Annotated in this window: 13 protein-coding genes; 9 read left to right on the top strand and 4 right to left on the bottom strand. The window is 71.3% G+C overall.

Annotated features, from left to right (window positions below):
* Positions 1 to 123: 123 nt before the first annotated feature.
* Positions 124 to 513: an MmcQ/YjbR family DNA-binding protein gene (locus AB0I91_RS11040; protein ID WP_498785374.1), complete on the bottom strand. Its 390-nt coding sequence runs from the start codon at positions 511 to 513 to the stop codon at positions 124 to 126.
* Positions 514 to 607: 94 nt separating this feature from the next.
* Here AB0I91_RS11040 and AB0I91_RS11045 point away from each other — a divergent pair, with 94 nt between their 5' ends.
* From AB0I91_RS11045 to AB0I91_RS11060, 4 genes are all read left to right on the top strand, one after another.
* A complete protein-coding gene (locus tag AB0I91_RS11045; protein ID WP_499636525.1) occupies positions 608 to 1681 on the top strand; it encodes an epoxide hydrolase family protein in 1074 nt (357 codons plus the stop codon).
* A gap of 78 nt (positions 1682 to 1759) precedes the next feature.
* Positions 1760 to 2074, top strand: a complete 315-nt coding sequence (locus AB0I91_RS11050; protein ID WP_498785370.1) for a PadR family transcriptional regulator — start codon at positions 1760 to 1762, stop codon at positions 2072 to 2074.
* The gene (locus AB0I91_RS11055; protein ID WP_499636527.1) at positions 2071 to 2589 is read left to right on the top strand and encodes a hypothetical protein; all 519 of its coding nucleotides are present in this window, start codon (positions 2071 to 2073) and stop codon (positions 2587 to 2589) included. Before AB0I91_RS11050 ends, AB0I91_RS11055 begins: the two co-directional genes overlap by 4 nt.
* The gene (locus AB0I91_RS11060) at positions 2586 to 3203 is read left to right on the top strand and encodes a nucleotidyl cyclase domain-containing protein (protein ID WP_499636529.1); all 618 of its coding nucleotides are present in this window, start codon (positions 2586 to 2588) and stop codon (positions 3201 to 3203) included. The genes AB0I91_RS11055 and AB0I91_RS11060 overlap by 4 nt, the downstream gene beginning before the upstream one ends.
* A 1-nt stretch (position 3204) precedes the next feature.
* On the opposite strand, the gene AB0I91_RS11065 is transcribed toward AB0I91_RS11060, so the two are convergent.
* Complete coding sequence (locus AB0I91_RS11065; RefSeq protein WP_499636531.1) at positions 3205 to 3798, bottom strand: LysE/ArgO family amino acid transporter; 594 nt, start codon at positions 3796 to 3798, stop codon at positions 3205 to 3207.
* Positions 3799 to 3867: 69 nt separating this feature from the next.
* On the opposite strand from AB0I91_RS11065, the gene AB0I91_RS11070 reads away from it, so the two are divergent.
* The 4 genes from AB0I91_RS11070 (at position 3868) to AB0I91_RS11085 (ending at position 9843) form a co-directional block, all read left to right on the top strand.
* Positions 3868 to 4728: a LysR family transcriptional regulator ArgP gene (locus tag AB0I91_RS11070; protein ID WP_499636551.1), complete on the top strand. Its 861-nt coding sequence runs from the start codon at positions 3868 to 3870 to the stop codon at positions 4726 to 4728.
* 93 nt (positions 4729 to 4821) lie between these two features.
* Positions 4822 to 5778, top strand: a complete 957-nt coding sequence (locus AB0I91_RS11075; protein ID WP_499636533.1) for a hypothetical protein — start codon at positions 4822 to 4824, stop codon at positions 5776 to 5778.
* 93 nt (positions 5779 to 5871) lie between these two features.
* Positions 5872 to 6966, top strand: a complete 1095-nt coding sequence (locus AB0I91_RS11080) for a pentapeptide repeat-containing protein (protein WP_499636535.1) — start codon at positions 5872 to 5874, stop codon at positions 6964 to 6966.
* 189 nt (positions 6967 to 7155) lie between these two features.
* A complete protein-coding gene (locus AB0I91_RS11085; protein ID WP_499636536.1) occupies positions 7156 to 9843 on the top strand; it encodes a lectin in 2688 nt (895 codons plus the stop codon).
* Positions 9844 to 9976: 133 nt separating this feature from the next.
* On the opposite strand, the gene AB0I91_RS11090 is transcribed toward AB0I91_RS11085, so the two are convergent.
* On the bottom strand, positions 9977 to 10831 hold the full coding sequence (locus AB0I91_RS11090) for a carbohydrate ABC transporter permease (protein ID WP_498785352.1): 855 nt from the start codon (positions 10829 to 10831) through the stop codon (positions 9977 to 9979).
* Positions 10828 to 11760, bottom strand: a complete 933-nt coding sequence (locus tag AB0I91_RS11095; protein ID WP_498785350.1) for a carbohydrate ABC transporter permease — start codon at positions 11758 to 11760, stop codon at positions 10828 to 10830. The genes AB0I91_RS11090 and AB0I91_RS11095 overlap by 4 nt, the downstream gene beginning before the upstream one ends.
* A 140-nt stretch (positions 11761 to 11900) precedes the next feature.
* Here AB0I91_RS11095 and AB0I91_RS11100 point away from each other — a divergent pair, with 140 nt between their 5' ends.
* Entirely contained in the window at positions 11901 to 13157 is a 1257-nt protein-coding gene (locus AB0I91_RS11100; RefSeq protein ID WP_499636538.1) for an RNA-guided endonuclease InsQ/TnpB family protein, read from the top strand.
* Positions 13158 to 13205: the final 48 nt, after the last annotated feature.

The raw sequence follows: 13205 nt of genomic DNA on the forward strand, positions 1-13205 counted from the left end.
GAGCCAGGTCGGCGGGATGACACGAAGCCCTTCCTTTGGGGGATGGGCGTGTAAGTGGACGGTGTGCGGGGGTGGGTGGGTGAGGGCGCGGTCGGGTGGGGGTGGGTGAGAGGTGGGGTGGGGTTAGTGGTCGGATTCGTATTGCTTGGCGAGGCGTTTTGGGGCGCGGGACAGCCAGGCTTCGGTGAGGAGTTCGGTCAGTTCGTCGGGGGCGATCTCGGTCAGTCGGACCAGGATGGCGGAGTAGCCGTCGAAGTGCGGGGTGGTGAAGTAGACGGCCGGGTCGTCGGCGAGCAGGGCTTCTTTCGCGCCCAGGTCGGGCACGCTCGCGGCGAGGACCGGGCCGTCCGGTGCGGTGGGGCCGAGGGCGGCCAGGTCGCCCTTGCGCAGCGGGCGGTCCCAGGCGAAGGCCTTGTCCTTTACCCGCCAGGCCGGGCGTTGGTCGTAGGACGGGCGTTCGGTTACCTCGGGCAGTGCCATGGCGATGCGCCGCACGTCATCCCAGGTGGCCATGTGCTCACGATAGACCGCGGGATTGTTGTTGGCCTGGCCAACGAGTTGAGGTAGCGTTGGTGTCACCAACATTGGTGAGACCAACGGAGTGGTGATGATCAAGCCCTTTGTCCTGGACGTGCCGCAGGCGCAGTTGGACGACTTGGCCGATCGGTTGGCGCGGACGCGGTGGCCCGAGGAGCTGCCGGAGGCCGGGTTCGAGTACGGGTTCCCCCTGGCGGAGGTTCGCGCGTTGGCGGATCGCTGGGCGAACGGGTACGACTGGCGGCGGCACGAGGCGGAGTTGAACGCGTTGCCGCAGTTCACGACCGAGGTCGACGGCCAGCGGGTGCACTTCTTGCACGTCCGGTCGGCGAAGGCCGACGCGTTGCCGTTGGTGCTGGTCCACGGCTGGCCGGGGTCGGTGCTGGAGTTCCTGGACGTGATCGAGCCGCTGTCGCGGGACTTCCACCTCGTCATCCCGTCGATCCCCGGCTTCGGGCTGTCCGGGCCGACGACGTCGCGCGGGTGGGACGTCCACCGGGTGGCGCGGGCGTTCGCGGAGGTGATGAGTCGGCTCGGGTACCGGCGGTACGGCGCGCACGGTGGTGATTGGGGGTCCGGGATCGCGCGGGCGATGGCGGGCGCCGCGCCCGGGAACGTGGTGGCGGTGCACGTGAACTACCTGCCCACGCCGCCGGTCGAGGGGGTCGAGCTGTCCGGAGAGGACGGTCGGCGGTTGGAGCGGATCAAGGCGATGATGCGCAGTCGACCGGGGTACCAGGTGCTGCACGCGACGCGGCCGCAGACGGTGTCCTACGCGTTGACGGACTCGCCGGTCGGGCAGTTGGCGTGGATCGCGGAGAAGTTCGCCGAGTGGGTGGACCCGGCCTCGAAGATCGACGTGGACCGGGTGCTGACCAACGTGATGCTGTACTGGCTCACCGGGACGGCGGGGTCGTCGGCGCGGTTGGCGAAGGAGACCGGGATCGTGTCGAACGCCTGCCCCGCGCCGTTGGGCGTGGCCGTGTTCGCGCACGACATCGTGCTGTCGGTGCGGCCGTTGGCGGAGCTGAGCTACCAGGTGGAGCACTGGAGCGAGTTCGACCGGGGTGGGCACTTCGCGGCGATGGAGGTGCCCGAGCTGTTGGCCGGGGACATCGGGGAGTTCTTCGCGGGCCGCGCGTAAACCCCCGAACGGGGGACTTGTCCGACCTCACCCCCTAGGTAGAGTTAGACCATGGTCGGTTCACGGCGAGGCCCCAGGATGACGTTGCCCGCACAGCTCGTGCTGGGCGTCCTGATGGAAGATCCCGCGACGGCGCGGTACGGGCTGGAGATCTGCCAGGTCGCGGGCCTGCCGAGCGGCACGGTCCACCCCATCCTGGCCCGCCTGGAGCAGTGCGGGTGGGTCAGCAGCCGGTGGGAGGACGTCGACCCGAGGGAACGCGGGCGTCCCCGGCGTCGGTACTACCGGCTGGACCCGGACAGCATCGCCCAGGTCCAGGCGGCCCTGGCGCGGGCCAGGACCCCGGTCTCCCGGCTCGGCCTGCTGCGACCGCACGCGGCAGGTGGGACGTGACCAGGCGGCGGCGACGGCTCGCGCACATCAGCGCGCTCGCGCGTGAGCTGGAGACCGCGTTGGACGGCAAGCTCGACCGCATCCTCGACCGCAAGCTGGCGCACGACCTGGCGTTGGAGCTGCGCCGGGCGATCGAGCGGGGCCGGGTGTTCGACGACGTGCGGCTGTTCGAGGTCTACGAACGGGTGCGGGCGCTGGAGTCGGCGGTGGAGGTGAACTTCCGGGCCACCGTCAGCTTCGGCCCGCTGTTGGACAGCGCGCGGTCGATCCGGGTCGGGCTGGAGGAGGTCGAGCGGACCCCGGTCGAGTCCGGGTCGGCGGGCAAGGTGGTCGCGGTGGCGATCGCGGTGCTGCCGGCGCACCACCAGGCCCGGTACGGCGAGGAGTTCCGCGCCGAGCTCGCCGACCTGCCGCGCCACCAGAGGGTCCCGCACGCGATCGGGCTCGTCAGCCGGTCGCTGCTGTTGCGGCGCGCCCTGCTCGACGCGCGGGCGACGAAGTCGGCACGGCCATGAGCATCGCGCCGGACGTGGTGACGTGGGCGCTGCGGCGGCTGCGGCCCGTGCGGCACGCGCCCGGCCCCGAGCACCGGTCCATCCTGGTGGTGGACATCGCGGGCTTCGGGCGGTGGCGCGATCCCGCGCAGATCGAGGCGCGGCACGCGCTCACCCACGCCGTGCGCACCGGGTTCCGCGCCGCCGGGGTCAGGTGGTCCGACCTGGCCGTGCAGGACCGCGGTGACGGGATGATGGTCCTGGTCCCGGCGTTCGTGTCCAAGTTGGACCTCCTCGACCCGGTCATCCCGCGGATGGTGGGGACGCTGCGGCAGCACAACCAGGGCGTCGCGCCGGAGCTGCGCGTCCGGGTCCGGGTCGGCCTGCACGCGGGCGAGGTGCACCGCGACCCGCACGGCTGGGTCGGGACCGACCTCAACAAGACCTGCCGGTTGGTCGACAGCGCGCCGGTGCGGGAACGGCTGGTGGACCACGCGGTGCTCGTGGTGTCGGAGGTGATCCACCAGGGCGTGGTGCGCCACGGCTACCGCCGCGTCGACCCGGCTTCGTACAGCTCGGTCGAGGTCGCGCTGAAGGAGGTCCGGGAGCGGGCCTGGGTGACGACCCGGCTCTGAGCTAGAGGACGAGGGAGACGCCGGTCGCGGTGACCACCACGGCGACCGCGCCGTCCAGGACCCGCCACGCGGAGGGTCGGGTGAAGGCGCCGGACAGCCAGCGCGCACCGAACCCGAGCGCGCTGAACCACAGCACGCTGCCCGCGATCGCGCCCGCCGCGAACCACCACCGGTCGCCGCCGAACCCGGTCGAGGCGGTGCCCAGCAGCAGCACGGTGTCCAGGTACACGTGCGGGTTGAGCCAGGTCAGCGCCAGGCAGGTGACGATCACCGCGGCGCCCGCCTTCGCCGAACCGTCGAGCTCCAACGCCGACGGCCGCAGCACCCGCCGCGCGGCCAGCACGCCGTAGCCGATCAGGAACGCCGCGCCGACCCACCGCACCACCGTCAACGCCGCCGGCCACGACGTGAGCACCGCGCCGACACCGCCGACGCCGAGCGCGATCAGCAGCGCGTCCGAGCCCGCGCAGATGGCGACGATCGCGGGGACCTGCCGGCGCAGCACGCCTTGGCGCAGCACCAAGGCGTTCTGCGCGCCGATCACGACGATGAGGGACAGGCCGGTGCCGAGCCCGGCGAGCAGCGCGTAGGTCACGACAGCGACGGTAGGAAGCGGAGGTCGATAAGGCCAGCTATCTTTTCTTAAGTATCATTAGCAGTCGTGATGCTCGATCCGGAGTGCGTGCGCACCCTGCTGGCCGTCGTGGACGAGGGCACGTTCGACGCCGCCGCCAAAGCTCTGCACGTCACGCCGTCGGCCGTGAGCCAGCGGATCAAGCTGCTCGAACAGCGCACCGGCCGCGTGCTGCTGGTGCGGTCCAAGCCCGCGCGGCTCACCGACTCCGGGGCCGTGATCGCCCGGTACGGGCGGCAGCAGGCGTTGCTGGACCGCGACGCGCGCGAGGCGCTCGGCCTGGTCGAGGACCCGACGCCGATCCCGGTCGCGGTCAACGCCGACTCGCTCGGCACCTGGTTCCGCCGGGTGGTCAGGGAACTGGCCACCGACGAGGGCTTGGTGCTCGCGGTGCGGCGCGACGACCAGGACCACACCGCCGAACTGCTGCGCCAAGGCCTCGTCGTGGGCGCGGTCACGTCGTCGCCCCAGCCGGTGCAGGGGTGCGTCGTCCGTCCACTCGGGAGCATCCGCTACCACGCCGTGGCCACCAAGCGGTTCACCCGCCGCTGGCTCGCCGACGGGCAGCCGCTGCACGACGCGCCGGTGATCGTGTTCGACGAGAAGGACGACCTGCAGGACCGGTTCTGCCGCGAGCTCTCCGGCCACAACGCCTCCGCGCGCCGCCACCACCTGCCCGACGGGCACGTGTTCGAGGACGCCGTGGTCGCGGGCGCGGGGTGGGCGCTGCTGACCGAGCACCAGATCGCCGCGCACCGCAGGCTCGTGCACCTGGCCCCCGACAAGCCCGTGGACGTGCTGCTGCACTGGCAGCAGTGGAAGCTCGACTCGCCGCCGCTGGCCCGCGTCGCCGACGCCGTGTTCCGCGCCGCGGCGGCAGAGCTGCACTAACCAGTTCCGGGGCCCGGAGGCCGCCACCCGCCTGGCCGCCGCGGGCGTCGCGCTCACGTTGGCCGCCACCGTCGCGCTCCTGGGACGGCGGTCATGACCACCCGGGCACGGCTGCTGATCACCGCGCTGGTCGCCGTGCTGCTGGCGGGTGTCGCGGTCGGGTACGCCGCGTGGTCCGCCCCCGGGCCCGACGAGGTGGCGTCGACCCCCGTCGACGGGCCGCGGTTGGTGGTGTTGACCAACGGCAGGCTGTCCACCGTGTCGCGGTCCGATCCGGGCGGGCCCCGCGAGGTGACCGAGCAGCGGTGCGACCGCGCCTACAGCGCCGGCGGGACGACCTCGTGCCTGCGGCCGGTCGGCGCGTTCAAGGCGGGTGGGCTGGCGGTGCTGGACGCGGGGTCGAGGGAGGTGCGGACGGTGCCGCTGACCGGGTTCCCCAACCGCACGCGCGTGTCGCCGAGCGGCCGCATGGTGGCGTGGACGTTGTTCGTGGACGGCCACTCGTACGCGGCCAACGGCTTCTCCACGAGCACCGGCATCCTGGACGCGGAGACCGGCGCCCTGGTCACGTCCTTGGAGGAGTTCACCGCCACCGTGGACGGCACGCCCGCCACCGCCGTCGACCGCAACTTCTGGGGCGTCACCTTCGCCGCCGACGACAACCGCTTCTACGCCACCATGTCCACCGGAGGGCACCGCTACCTGATGGTAGGCGACTTCGCCGCCCGCACGCTCCGGTCGATCGCGGACGACGTGGAGTGCCCGTCCCTGTCACCCGACGGGAAGCGCATCGCCTACAAAGCGGCGGTGAACGGCGACCCGCAGCAAGGCTGGCGACTGTCCATTATGGATCTGGAGACGTTGACCGCCACCCCTCTCGCCGAGACCCGCAGCGTGGACGACCAACCGACCTGGATCGACGACCGGACCGTCGCCTACGGGGTTCAACGCGACGACGGGATCAACGACGTGTGGGCGGTGCCGGCGGACGGGTCCGGCGCACCGGCGATCCTGGTCCCGGAGGCCAACTCCCCCGCGCCGATCGGCTGACGAACGCATCGGCGGCGATCAGGGTGGATGACGGCTCGGCCACGCCCACGGCCGAGGCCGTCGTCCCGGGGTCGGTTGCGCCACCATGACTTCATGAGCGAGCAACCCTTACAGGTGAGCCGAGCCGTCCTCGGTTTCCGCCGGGGACCGCGCCCTCGGCAAGCGCTGGCGGCGGCGTCCCTGATCGCCGCGGTCGTGAGCCTGGCGCCCCGGTGGTGGGCGCAGGCGGCGGTGGCGGTCGGCCAGTGGCTCGGGCGGCACTGGGCGGTGTGGGTCTTCGTCCTGGTGGCGGCGGCGCTCTCAGCGGGCGGTGGCCGCCGGGCCGCGATGGCCCTGGGTCGCCGGCCGCGGACACCGGCGATGCCGCTGCTCGTGCACGTGACCCTGCTGCTGGCGTCGGCCGCGGCGGTCGCGGTGGGAGTGGGGGTGCTCCTGTGGGGCGTGCTGGGGCGACCGACCGGTGTCCAGGAGCGGCTCGACGCGGTGAAGGTGGTGCTGACCGTGGTCGGCGGCGTCGGCGCGGTCGTGGCGTTGACGGTCGCCTACCGGAGGCAGCGCCTCAACGAGGTCGACTCCCACCGCGAGGACGCGAAGGTGCTGCTCGACCGCTACGCCAAAGCGGCCGAGCTGCTCGGCGCGCCCGACGCCTCGGTGCGCATCGCGGGCGTCTACGCGTTCGCGGCACTGGCGAACGACGCGCCGGAAGCGCGCCAGGGCTGCATCGACGTGCTCTGCGCCTACCTGCGCCAGCCCTACGGCACCGCCGAGGACGCGCAGCGGGACCCCGGTCAGGAGCGCCACGTCCGGCTCACCGTCATCCGGCTCGTCCGCGACAACCTGCACCTCGCCGACGACGACCCGCGCACCTGGCGCGGCCACGACTTCGACTTCACCGGCGCGGTCTTCGACGGCGGCGACTTCTCCGGCGCGACGTTCACCGACGCCGGCCGCGTCACCTTCGCCGACGCCACGATCACCGGCCGCCTGTCGTTCGCCGCAGCCACGTTCGCGGGCGGGGTCGTCTCCTTCGACCGCGCCCGGTTCGCCGGTGGCTCGGTGTCGTTCGACGGCGCGCGGTTCGCCGGTGGCGTCGTCGACCTGTCGGGGATCGACCCCGAGTCGGCGGTCGAGCTGTGGCCCGCGGGCGTTCCGGCGCCTCAGGGCTTGCGGTTGCCGGGCGCGCGGTGATTGGTTTTTGTCTACACTGAAACTATAGAGGCTTTCGCGTTCAGTGATCCCCAGTCAGTGACCCGTGTCCGGTGGACAACACCGGCCCAGCGCCGTTCCCCCGCGCAGCGGGTTCCTGGTCTGGACCTTCGATGGGAGAATCGAGGCCTGACAACGTTGTCAGGCCTCCTACCCCTGCCGGAGGTTCAGATGCGTCTCCGCTCCGCGGCTGTCGCCGCACTCACCCTCGCCGCGCTCGCCGTCCCGGTCCAGACCGGCACGGCGCACGCCGTCACCGATCCCGCGCAGCACGTCAACCCGTTCGTCGGCACCAAGCCCGGCGGCCCCGACTTCGGGCACGGCGGCGGCGCGGGCAACACCTTCCCCGGCGCCGTCGCGCCGTTCGGCATGCTCCAGTGGAGCCCCGACACGGTGACCCACCAGCACGGCGGCTACCACTACGACGACAACCGGATCCGCGGCTTCAGCCTCACCCACCTGTCGGGCCCGGGGTGCAGCGACTTCGGCAACGTGCCGTTCATGCCGTCCCTCGGCACGACGCCCGCGGCCTACTCGACGTTCTCCCACGCCAACGAACAGGCGTCACCGGGCTACTACTCGGTCCGCTTCGACAACGGCATCCGCACCGAGCTGACCTCCGACCAGCGGTCGGGCGTGGCCCGCTTCACCTACCCGGCGGGCCAGCGGGCCTCGCTCAACGTCGACGCCGCCCGCGCGTTCAACGCCGCCGGCGGCTCGGTCACCATCGGGACCGACAGCCTGTCCGGCTACACCGACAGCGGCGGGTTCTGCGGCGCGGGCAACCGGTACCGGCTGCACTTCCACGTCACCTTCGACCAGCCGTTCGCCTCCACCGCCACGATCGCGAACGGCCAGGTGACGCCGGGCGGCCGTGCGGTCGAGGGCAGCAGCCCCGGCCACGTCCCCGCCGCGCCCAAGACCGCCGGGACGCAGCACGTGCCCGCGCCGTCCGCCACCGCGCAGGACGTGCGGCCGTTCGCCGCCTCGGCGTTCGTGTCGTTCAACGCGACGACGGTCACCGCCCGGGTCGGCATCTCGTTCGTGAGCCTGGACAACGCCAAGGCCAACCTCGCGGCCGAGACCGGCACGCGGTCGTTCGACGAGGTCCGGACCGCCGTGCGCGCCGCGTGGAACTCCTGGCTCGGCCGGATCGACGTCACCGGCGGCACGACGACCCAGCTCCGCACGCTCTACACCTCGCTGTACCACTCCCTGTTGCACCCCAACGTGTTCAGCGACGTCAACGGGCAGTACACGGGCTTCGACCGGCAGACGCACACGACCGCGAGGACCCAGTACGCGAACTTCTCCGGCTGGGACGTCTACCGGTCGCAGATCGCGCTGATCGCGTTGCTGGGGCCGGCGGAAGCCGCCGACATCGCGCGGTCCGCGGTGAACCAGGCCGCCCAGGGCGGGTACTTCGACCGCTGGACGGTCGCCAACGGCGGCACGGGCGTGATGAACGGCGACCCGATGGCGATCATCGTGTCGACCGCGCACGCGTTCGGCGGCACGGGCTTCGACACCGCGGACGCGTTGCGCCGCATGGTGGCGGGTGTGAACGACATCCGCCAGCGCCCGGGGTGGTTGCAGTTCAACGACTACGGGTACGTGCCGACGGGGTTGGGCGACGTGTGGGGCTCGGCCGCGACCACGTTGGAGTACACCAGCGCGGACTTCGCCATCTCCCAGTTCGCGGCGCGGCTCGGCGACGCGGGCACCGCCGAGAACTTCCTGCGGCGCGCGCAGAACTGGCGCAGCCTGTTCAACTCGGGCAGCAAGTACCTGCAACCGCGCAACACCGACCTGACGTGGCCGGGGTTCAGCCCGACGCAGGAGAACGAGTACGTCGAGGGCAACGCCGCCCAGTACACGTGGATGGTGCCGTACAACCACCGCGGGCTGTTCGACGCCATGGGCGGCAACGCGGCCGTCACCGCGCGGCTGGACACCTTCTTCACCGAGCTGAACGCCGGGCCGAAGAAGCCGTACGCGTACCTGGGCAACGAGCCGACGCTCAACACGCCCTGGGCCTACGCCTACGCGGGCGCGCCGCACAAGACCCAGGACGTGGTGCGGCGGGCGTTGACGTCCCTCTTCCCGCCCACACCCGAGGGCATCGTGGGCAACGACGACCTGGGCGAGATGTCGTCGTGGGCGGTGTGGGCGGCGTTGGGCCTGTACCCGCAGGCGCCGGGACGGGCCGAGCTGGTGCTGGCGAGCCCGCAGTTCCCGAGCACGACCGTCAAGCGCGGCAACGGCGCCACCATCACCATCACGGCCCCGAACGCCTCGGACACCGTCAAGTACGTGCAGTCGTTGCGGGTCGACGGCGTGGCGTCCACCAAGCCGTGGCTGCCCGCGTCGTTCGTCGCGTCCGGCGGCACGCTGGACTTCAGCCTGGGCGCGACGGCCTCGACCTGGGGCAGCGCCGCGGCCGACGCGCCGCCGTCGTTCGACGTCGGTCCGAACCCCGCGCGGTCCGGCGCGGTGGTGGGGTTGGCGGGCAAGTGCGTGGACGCCGAGCCCGCGGGCCCGACCGACGGCGCGCCCGTGCGGCTGTGGGACTGCAACTCCTCGGCCGCGCAGCAGTGGACGCTGGCGTCCGACGGCACGGTGCGGGCGCTCGGGCGGTGCCTGGACGTCAGCAGCAGTGCGCGGACCAACGGCGCCAAGGTGCAGCTGTGGACGTGCAACGGGACGGGCGCGCAGCAGTGGTGGCCGAAGGGGTCGACGCTGGTGAACCCGCCGTCCGGCAAGTGCCTGGACGTGCCGAACAGCAACGCGGTGAACGGCGTCCAGCTGCAGATCCACGAGTGCAACGGCACGGGCGCCCAGCAGTGGCGCCTGCCCTGACGGGGGCCGGGCGGGGAAGCCCGCCCGGCCACCACGATCGACGCCACTCACCCGATAGGGGCAGGGCAGTTAATTGGCCGGTCGCCACGGCTCTCCCATCACGTGGCGACCGGCCGTTGACACCGCCAGGCGGCTACTTGACGCCACCTGCGGTCAAGCCTGCGATGATCCTCCGCTGGAACAGCAGCACCACCACGACCAGCGGCACGGTCACGATCACGCCGGCGGCCATCTGCGTGCCGAACGGCTGGTCGAAACCGTACGCCCCGGTGAACCGGGAGATCGCGACGGTAGCAGTTTGCATGGTGCTGTCGTTGACCATCGACAAAGCGATGATGAACTCGTTCCACGCCGCGATGAACGTGATGATCGCGGTGGTGAAGATGCCGGGCGCGGCCAGCGGCAGGATCACCTTGCGGAACGCCTGGGCCCGCGTGCAGCCGTCGATCATGGCCGCCTGCTCCAGCTCCTCCGGCATCTGCCGGAAGAACGCGGTCAGGTTCCACACCGCCAGCGGCAGCGCGAACGACAGGCTGGGCACGATCATCGACTGGTAGGTGTTGATCCACCCGATGTCGGTGAACAGCGCCAGCAGCGGCACCAGCAGGGAGATGCCGGGGAACATCGAGGTGGCGATGATCAGCGCCGCGACCGCGTTCTTGAACCGGAAGTGCAGCCGGGCCAGCGCGTACGCCGCCGACACGCCGATGATCAGGGTGAGGATCGTGGTGACGCCCGCGACCACCACGCTGTTGAGCAGCGACCGGCCGAACCCGACGGCCGGCGAGAAGACCGCGGTCAGGTTGTCGAGCGAGAACGGCATCGGCAGCGCCGTCAGCTCGAACTGGTCGGACGGGCGGCGGAACGCCGACACCGCCATCCAGTAGAACGGCGCCAGGCAGTAGACCAGGATCAGCCCGAGCCCGCCGAAGGTCAGCACCCGCTTCCACAGCGTGCCGTTGCCGCTGGTCTGGGTCGTGGCGCTCATTTTCGCGACCTTTCCCGAGCGGCGCCGATGACGTCCGCGCCGAGCAACCGCACGAACACCAGGGCCGTGATGGCCACGTAGACGAACAATATCGTCGCGTACGCGGCGGCGGGTCCGAACCGGAGGCTCGACGCCTCGTCGAAGGCCACCATGGACAGCGTCTCCACCGATTCCTTGCGGCTGCCGATGAGCACGAACGGCAGGTCGAACATGCGCAGCGCGTCCAGCACCCGGAACAGCACGGCCACCAGGAGCGCCGGCTTCACCAGCGGGAGGGTGATCTGCCAGAACTGCCGCCACGCCGACGCGCCGTCGACGCGCGCGGCCTCGTAGACGTCGTTCGGGATGATCTGCAGCCCCGCGAGCACGAGCAGGCCGACGAACGGCGCGGTCTTCCACACGTCCGCGAGGATGACCGCGAACTTCGCCTGCCAGCCCTCGGTGGTCCACAGGACCTGCTGCCCGATCAACGCGTTCGCCACGCCGTCGGCCTGGAAGATCCAGCGCCACAACAACGCCGAGACCGCGGTGGGCACGGCCCACGGCACCAGGATGCTGGCCCGCACGATGCCGCGCCAGCGGATCGCGTGGTGCATCACCAGCGCCATGCCGACGCCGAGCAGCACCTCCAGGGCGACCGTGATGACGGTGAACACCGTGGTGTTGCCGAACGCGTTCCAGAACCGGGCGGCGGACTCGCCGACGAAGATCGCGGTGTAGTTGTCGACACCGACGAACCGCGCGCCCTCGACGATGAACCCGCTCTCGTCGAGGTCGGTCCCCTCCCGGAACACCGACTCGCGCAGCGCCGCCACCAGCGGGTACCCGACCACCAGGCCGAGCACGACGAAGGTCGGCGAGAGCAGCGCCGCGGCGAGTCGCCCCGCGCCCGAGGTCGCACCCCGGGCGCGGCGAGCGACCGCCGTCACTCGGTCTCCTGGGTACGGCCGGGGTCTGCGCTCCGGCGGAGAACTCGCCCGCCTGGGCCGCCCCGGTGACGCGAAAACGGTTCAGATGGGCGGCACGCAGGCCGACCAACCGGATCCGCACTCATCGTTACTCCTTCAGTATGCTGATCTACGTGCGAACGGCCTACCGATGCCGCGCCTATCCGACTCCCGAACAGGCCGCGATGCTCAACCGGACGTTCGGCTGTGTGCGCCTCGTGTGGAACAAGGCCTTGGCCGAACGCGACCGCCGCTACCGCGTCGAGGGCAAGCGAACGTCGTACCGGGAGGCTGACGCCCTGCTGACGGCGTGGAAGCAGACCGAAGGTCTGGCGTTCCTGTCCGAGGTGTCGTCGGTGCCGTTGCAACAGACCCTCCGTCACCAGCAGGTGGCGTTCCGCAACTTCTTCGCCGGCCGCACCCGGCACCCGCGTTTCAAGTCCCGCGCCGGCCGCCGGTCCGCTCACTACACGCGCTCGGCGTTCCGCATGCGCGAGGGCGCGCTCACCCTGGCGAAGACGTCCGCGCCGTTGAACTTCACCTGGTCCTTCGACCAAGTGGACGTCACCGCTCTGCACCCCACGATGGTGGTGGTGTCCCGTGACCCGGACGGCCGCTGGTACGTCACCTTCGCCGTCGACACCGACGACGCGAAATCGCTGCCTGCCACCGGGCACGAGGTGGGCGCCGACCTCGGTTTGCGGTACTTCCTGGTGACCAGCGATGGCAACCGGGTCGCCAACCCGCGCCACCTGGATCGCAAAGCCCGGAACCTCGCCCGCTACCAGCGCAGACTCGCCCGCTGTCAACGGGGGTCGAACAACCGGCGCAAGGCCAAGGTCAAGGTCGCCCGTGCCCACCGGAAGGTCCGCAACGCCCGGCTCGACTTCCTGCACCGCACCAGCACGAACCTGGTGCGGTCGGCAGACCTGATCGCGATCGAGGATCTGGCAGTCGGGAACATGGTCCGCAACCGCAGGTTGGCACGCGCCATCGCCGATGCCGGTTGGGGCGAGTTCCGCCGCCAGCTCGAGTACAAGGCCGCCCGCGCCGGGCGCACCCTCGCGGTGATCTGCCGCTGGTACCCGTCGACCAAGCGATGCTCGACCTGCGGGGAAGTGCTCGCCGAACTGGAACTGTCTGTCCGGCACTGGACGTGTCATGTCTGCCGCACCCATCACGATCGGGACCTCAACGCGGCGAAGAACATCCTTGCGGCTGGTCGAGTCGCAGCTCGAGACGACTCGGGCGATGCCTGCGGAGCTGATGTCAGACGGCAAGGGCCCTCCCTTCCGCGATCGGCGACGAAACAGGAAACCCGCACCCGTGGTGGGGGGGGGGGGGGGGGCCCCCCCCCCGGGGGGGGGGAATTAAAATGACGCGGCGACATGGGTTGATGGGCGTAAAGGCCCCCCCCCCGGGGGTAG

This window comes from Actinosynnema sp. NPDC049800 (genome assembly GCF_040656635.1).
Lineage (GTDB): Bacteria > Actinomycetota > Actinomycetes > Mycobacteriales > Pseudonocardiaceae > Actinosynnema.

Coding starts and splice junctions, on each gene's coding strand:
- AB0I91_RS11045 (WP_499636525.1), top strand. CDS start 608: ATGATCAAGCCCTTTGTCCTGGACGTGCCGCAGGCGCAGTTGGACGAC.
- AB0I91_RS11060 (WP_499636529.1), top strand. CDS start 2,586: ATGAGCATCGCGCCGGACGTGGTGACGTGGGCGCTGCGGCGGCTGCGG.
- AB0I91_RS11070 (WP_499636551.1), top strand. CDS start 3,868: ATGCTCGATCCGGAGTGCGTGCGCACCCTGCTGGCCGTCGTGGACGAG.
- AB0I91_RS11040 (WP_498785374.1), bottom strand. CDS start 513: ATGGCCACCTGGGATGACGTGCGGCGCATCGCCATGGCACTGCCCGAG.
- AB0I91_RS11075 (WP_499636533.1), top strand. CDS start 4,822: ATGACCACCCGGGCACGGCTGCTGATCACCGCGCTGGTCGCCGTGCTG.
- AB0I91_RS11100 (WP_499636538.1), top strand. CDS start 11,901: ATGCTGATCTACGTGCGAACGGCCTACCGATGCCGCGCCTATCCGACT.
- AB0I91_RS11050 (WP_498785370.1), top strand. CDS start 1,760: ATGACGTTGCCCGCACAGCTCGTGCTGGGCGTCCTGATGGAAGATCCC.
- AB0I91_RS11090 (WP_498785352.1), bottom strand. CDS start 10,831: ATGAGCGCCACGACCCAGACCAGCGGCAACGGCACGCTGTGGAAGCGG.
- AB0I91_RS11080 (WP_499636535.1), top strand. CDS start 5,872: ATGAGCGAGCAACCCTTACAGGTGAGCCGAGCCGTCCTCGGTTTCCGC.
- AB0I91_RS11085 (WP_499636536.1), top strand. CDS start 7,156: ATGCGTCTCCGCTCCGCGGCTGTCGCCGCACTCACCCTCGCCGCGCTC.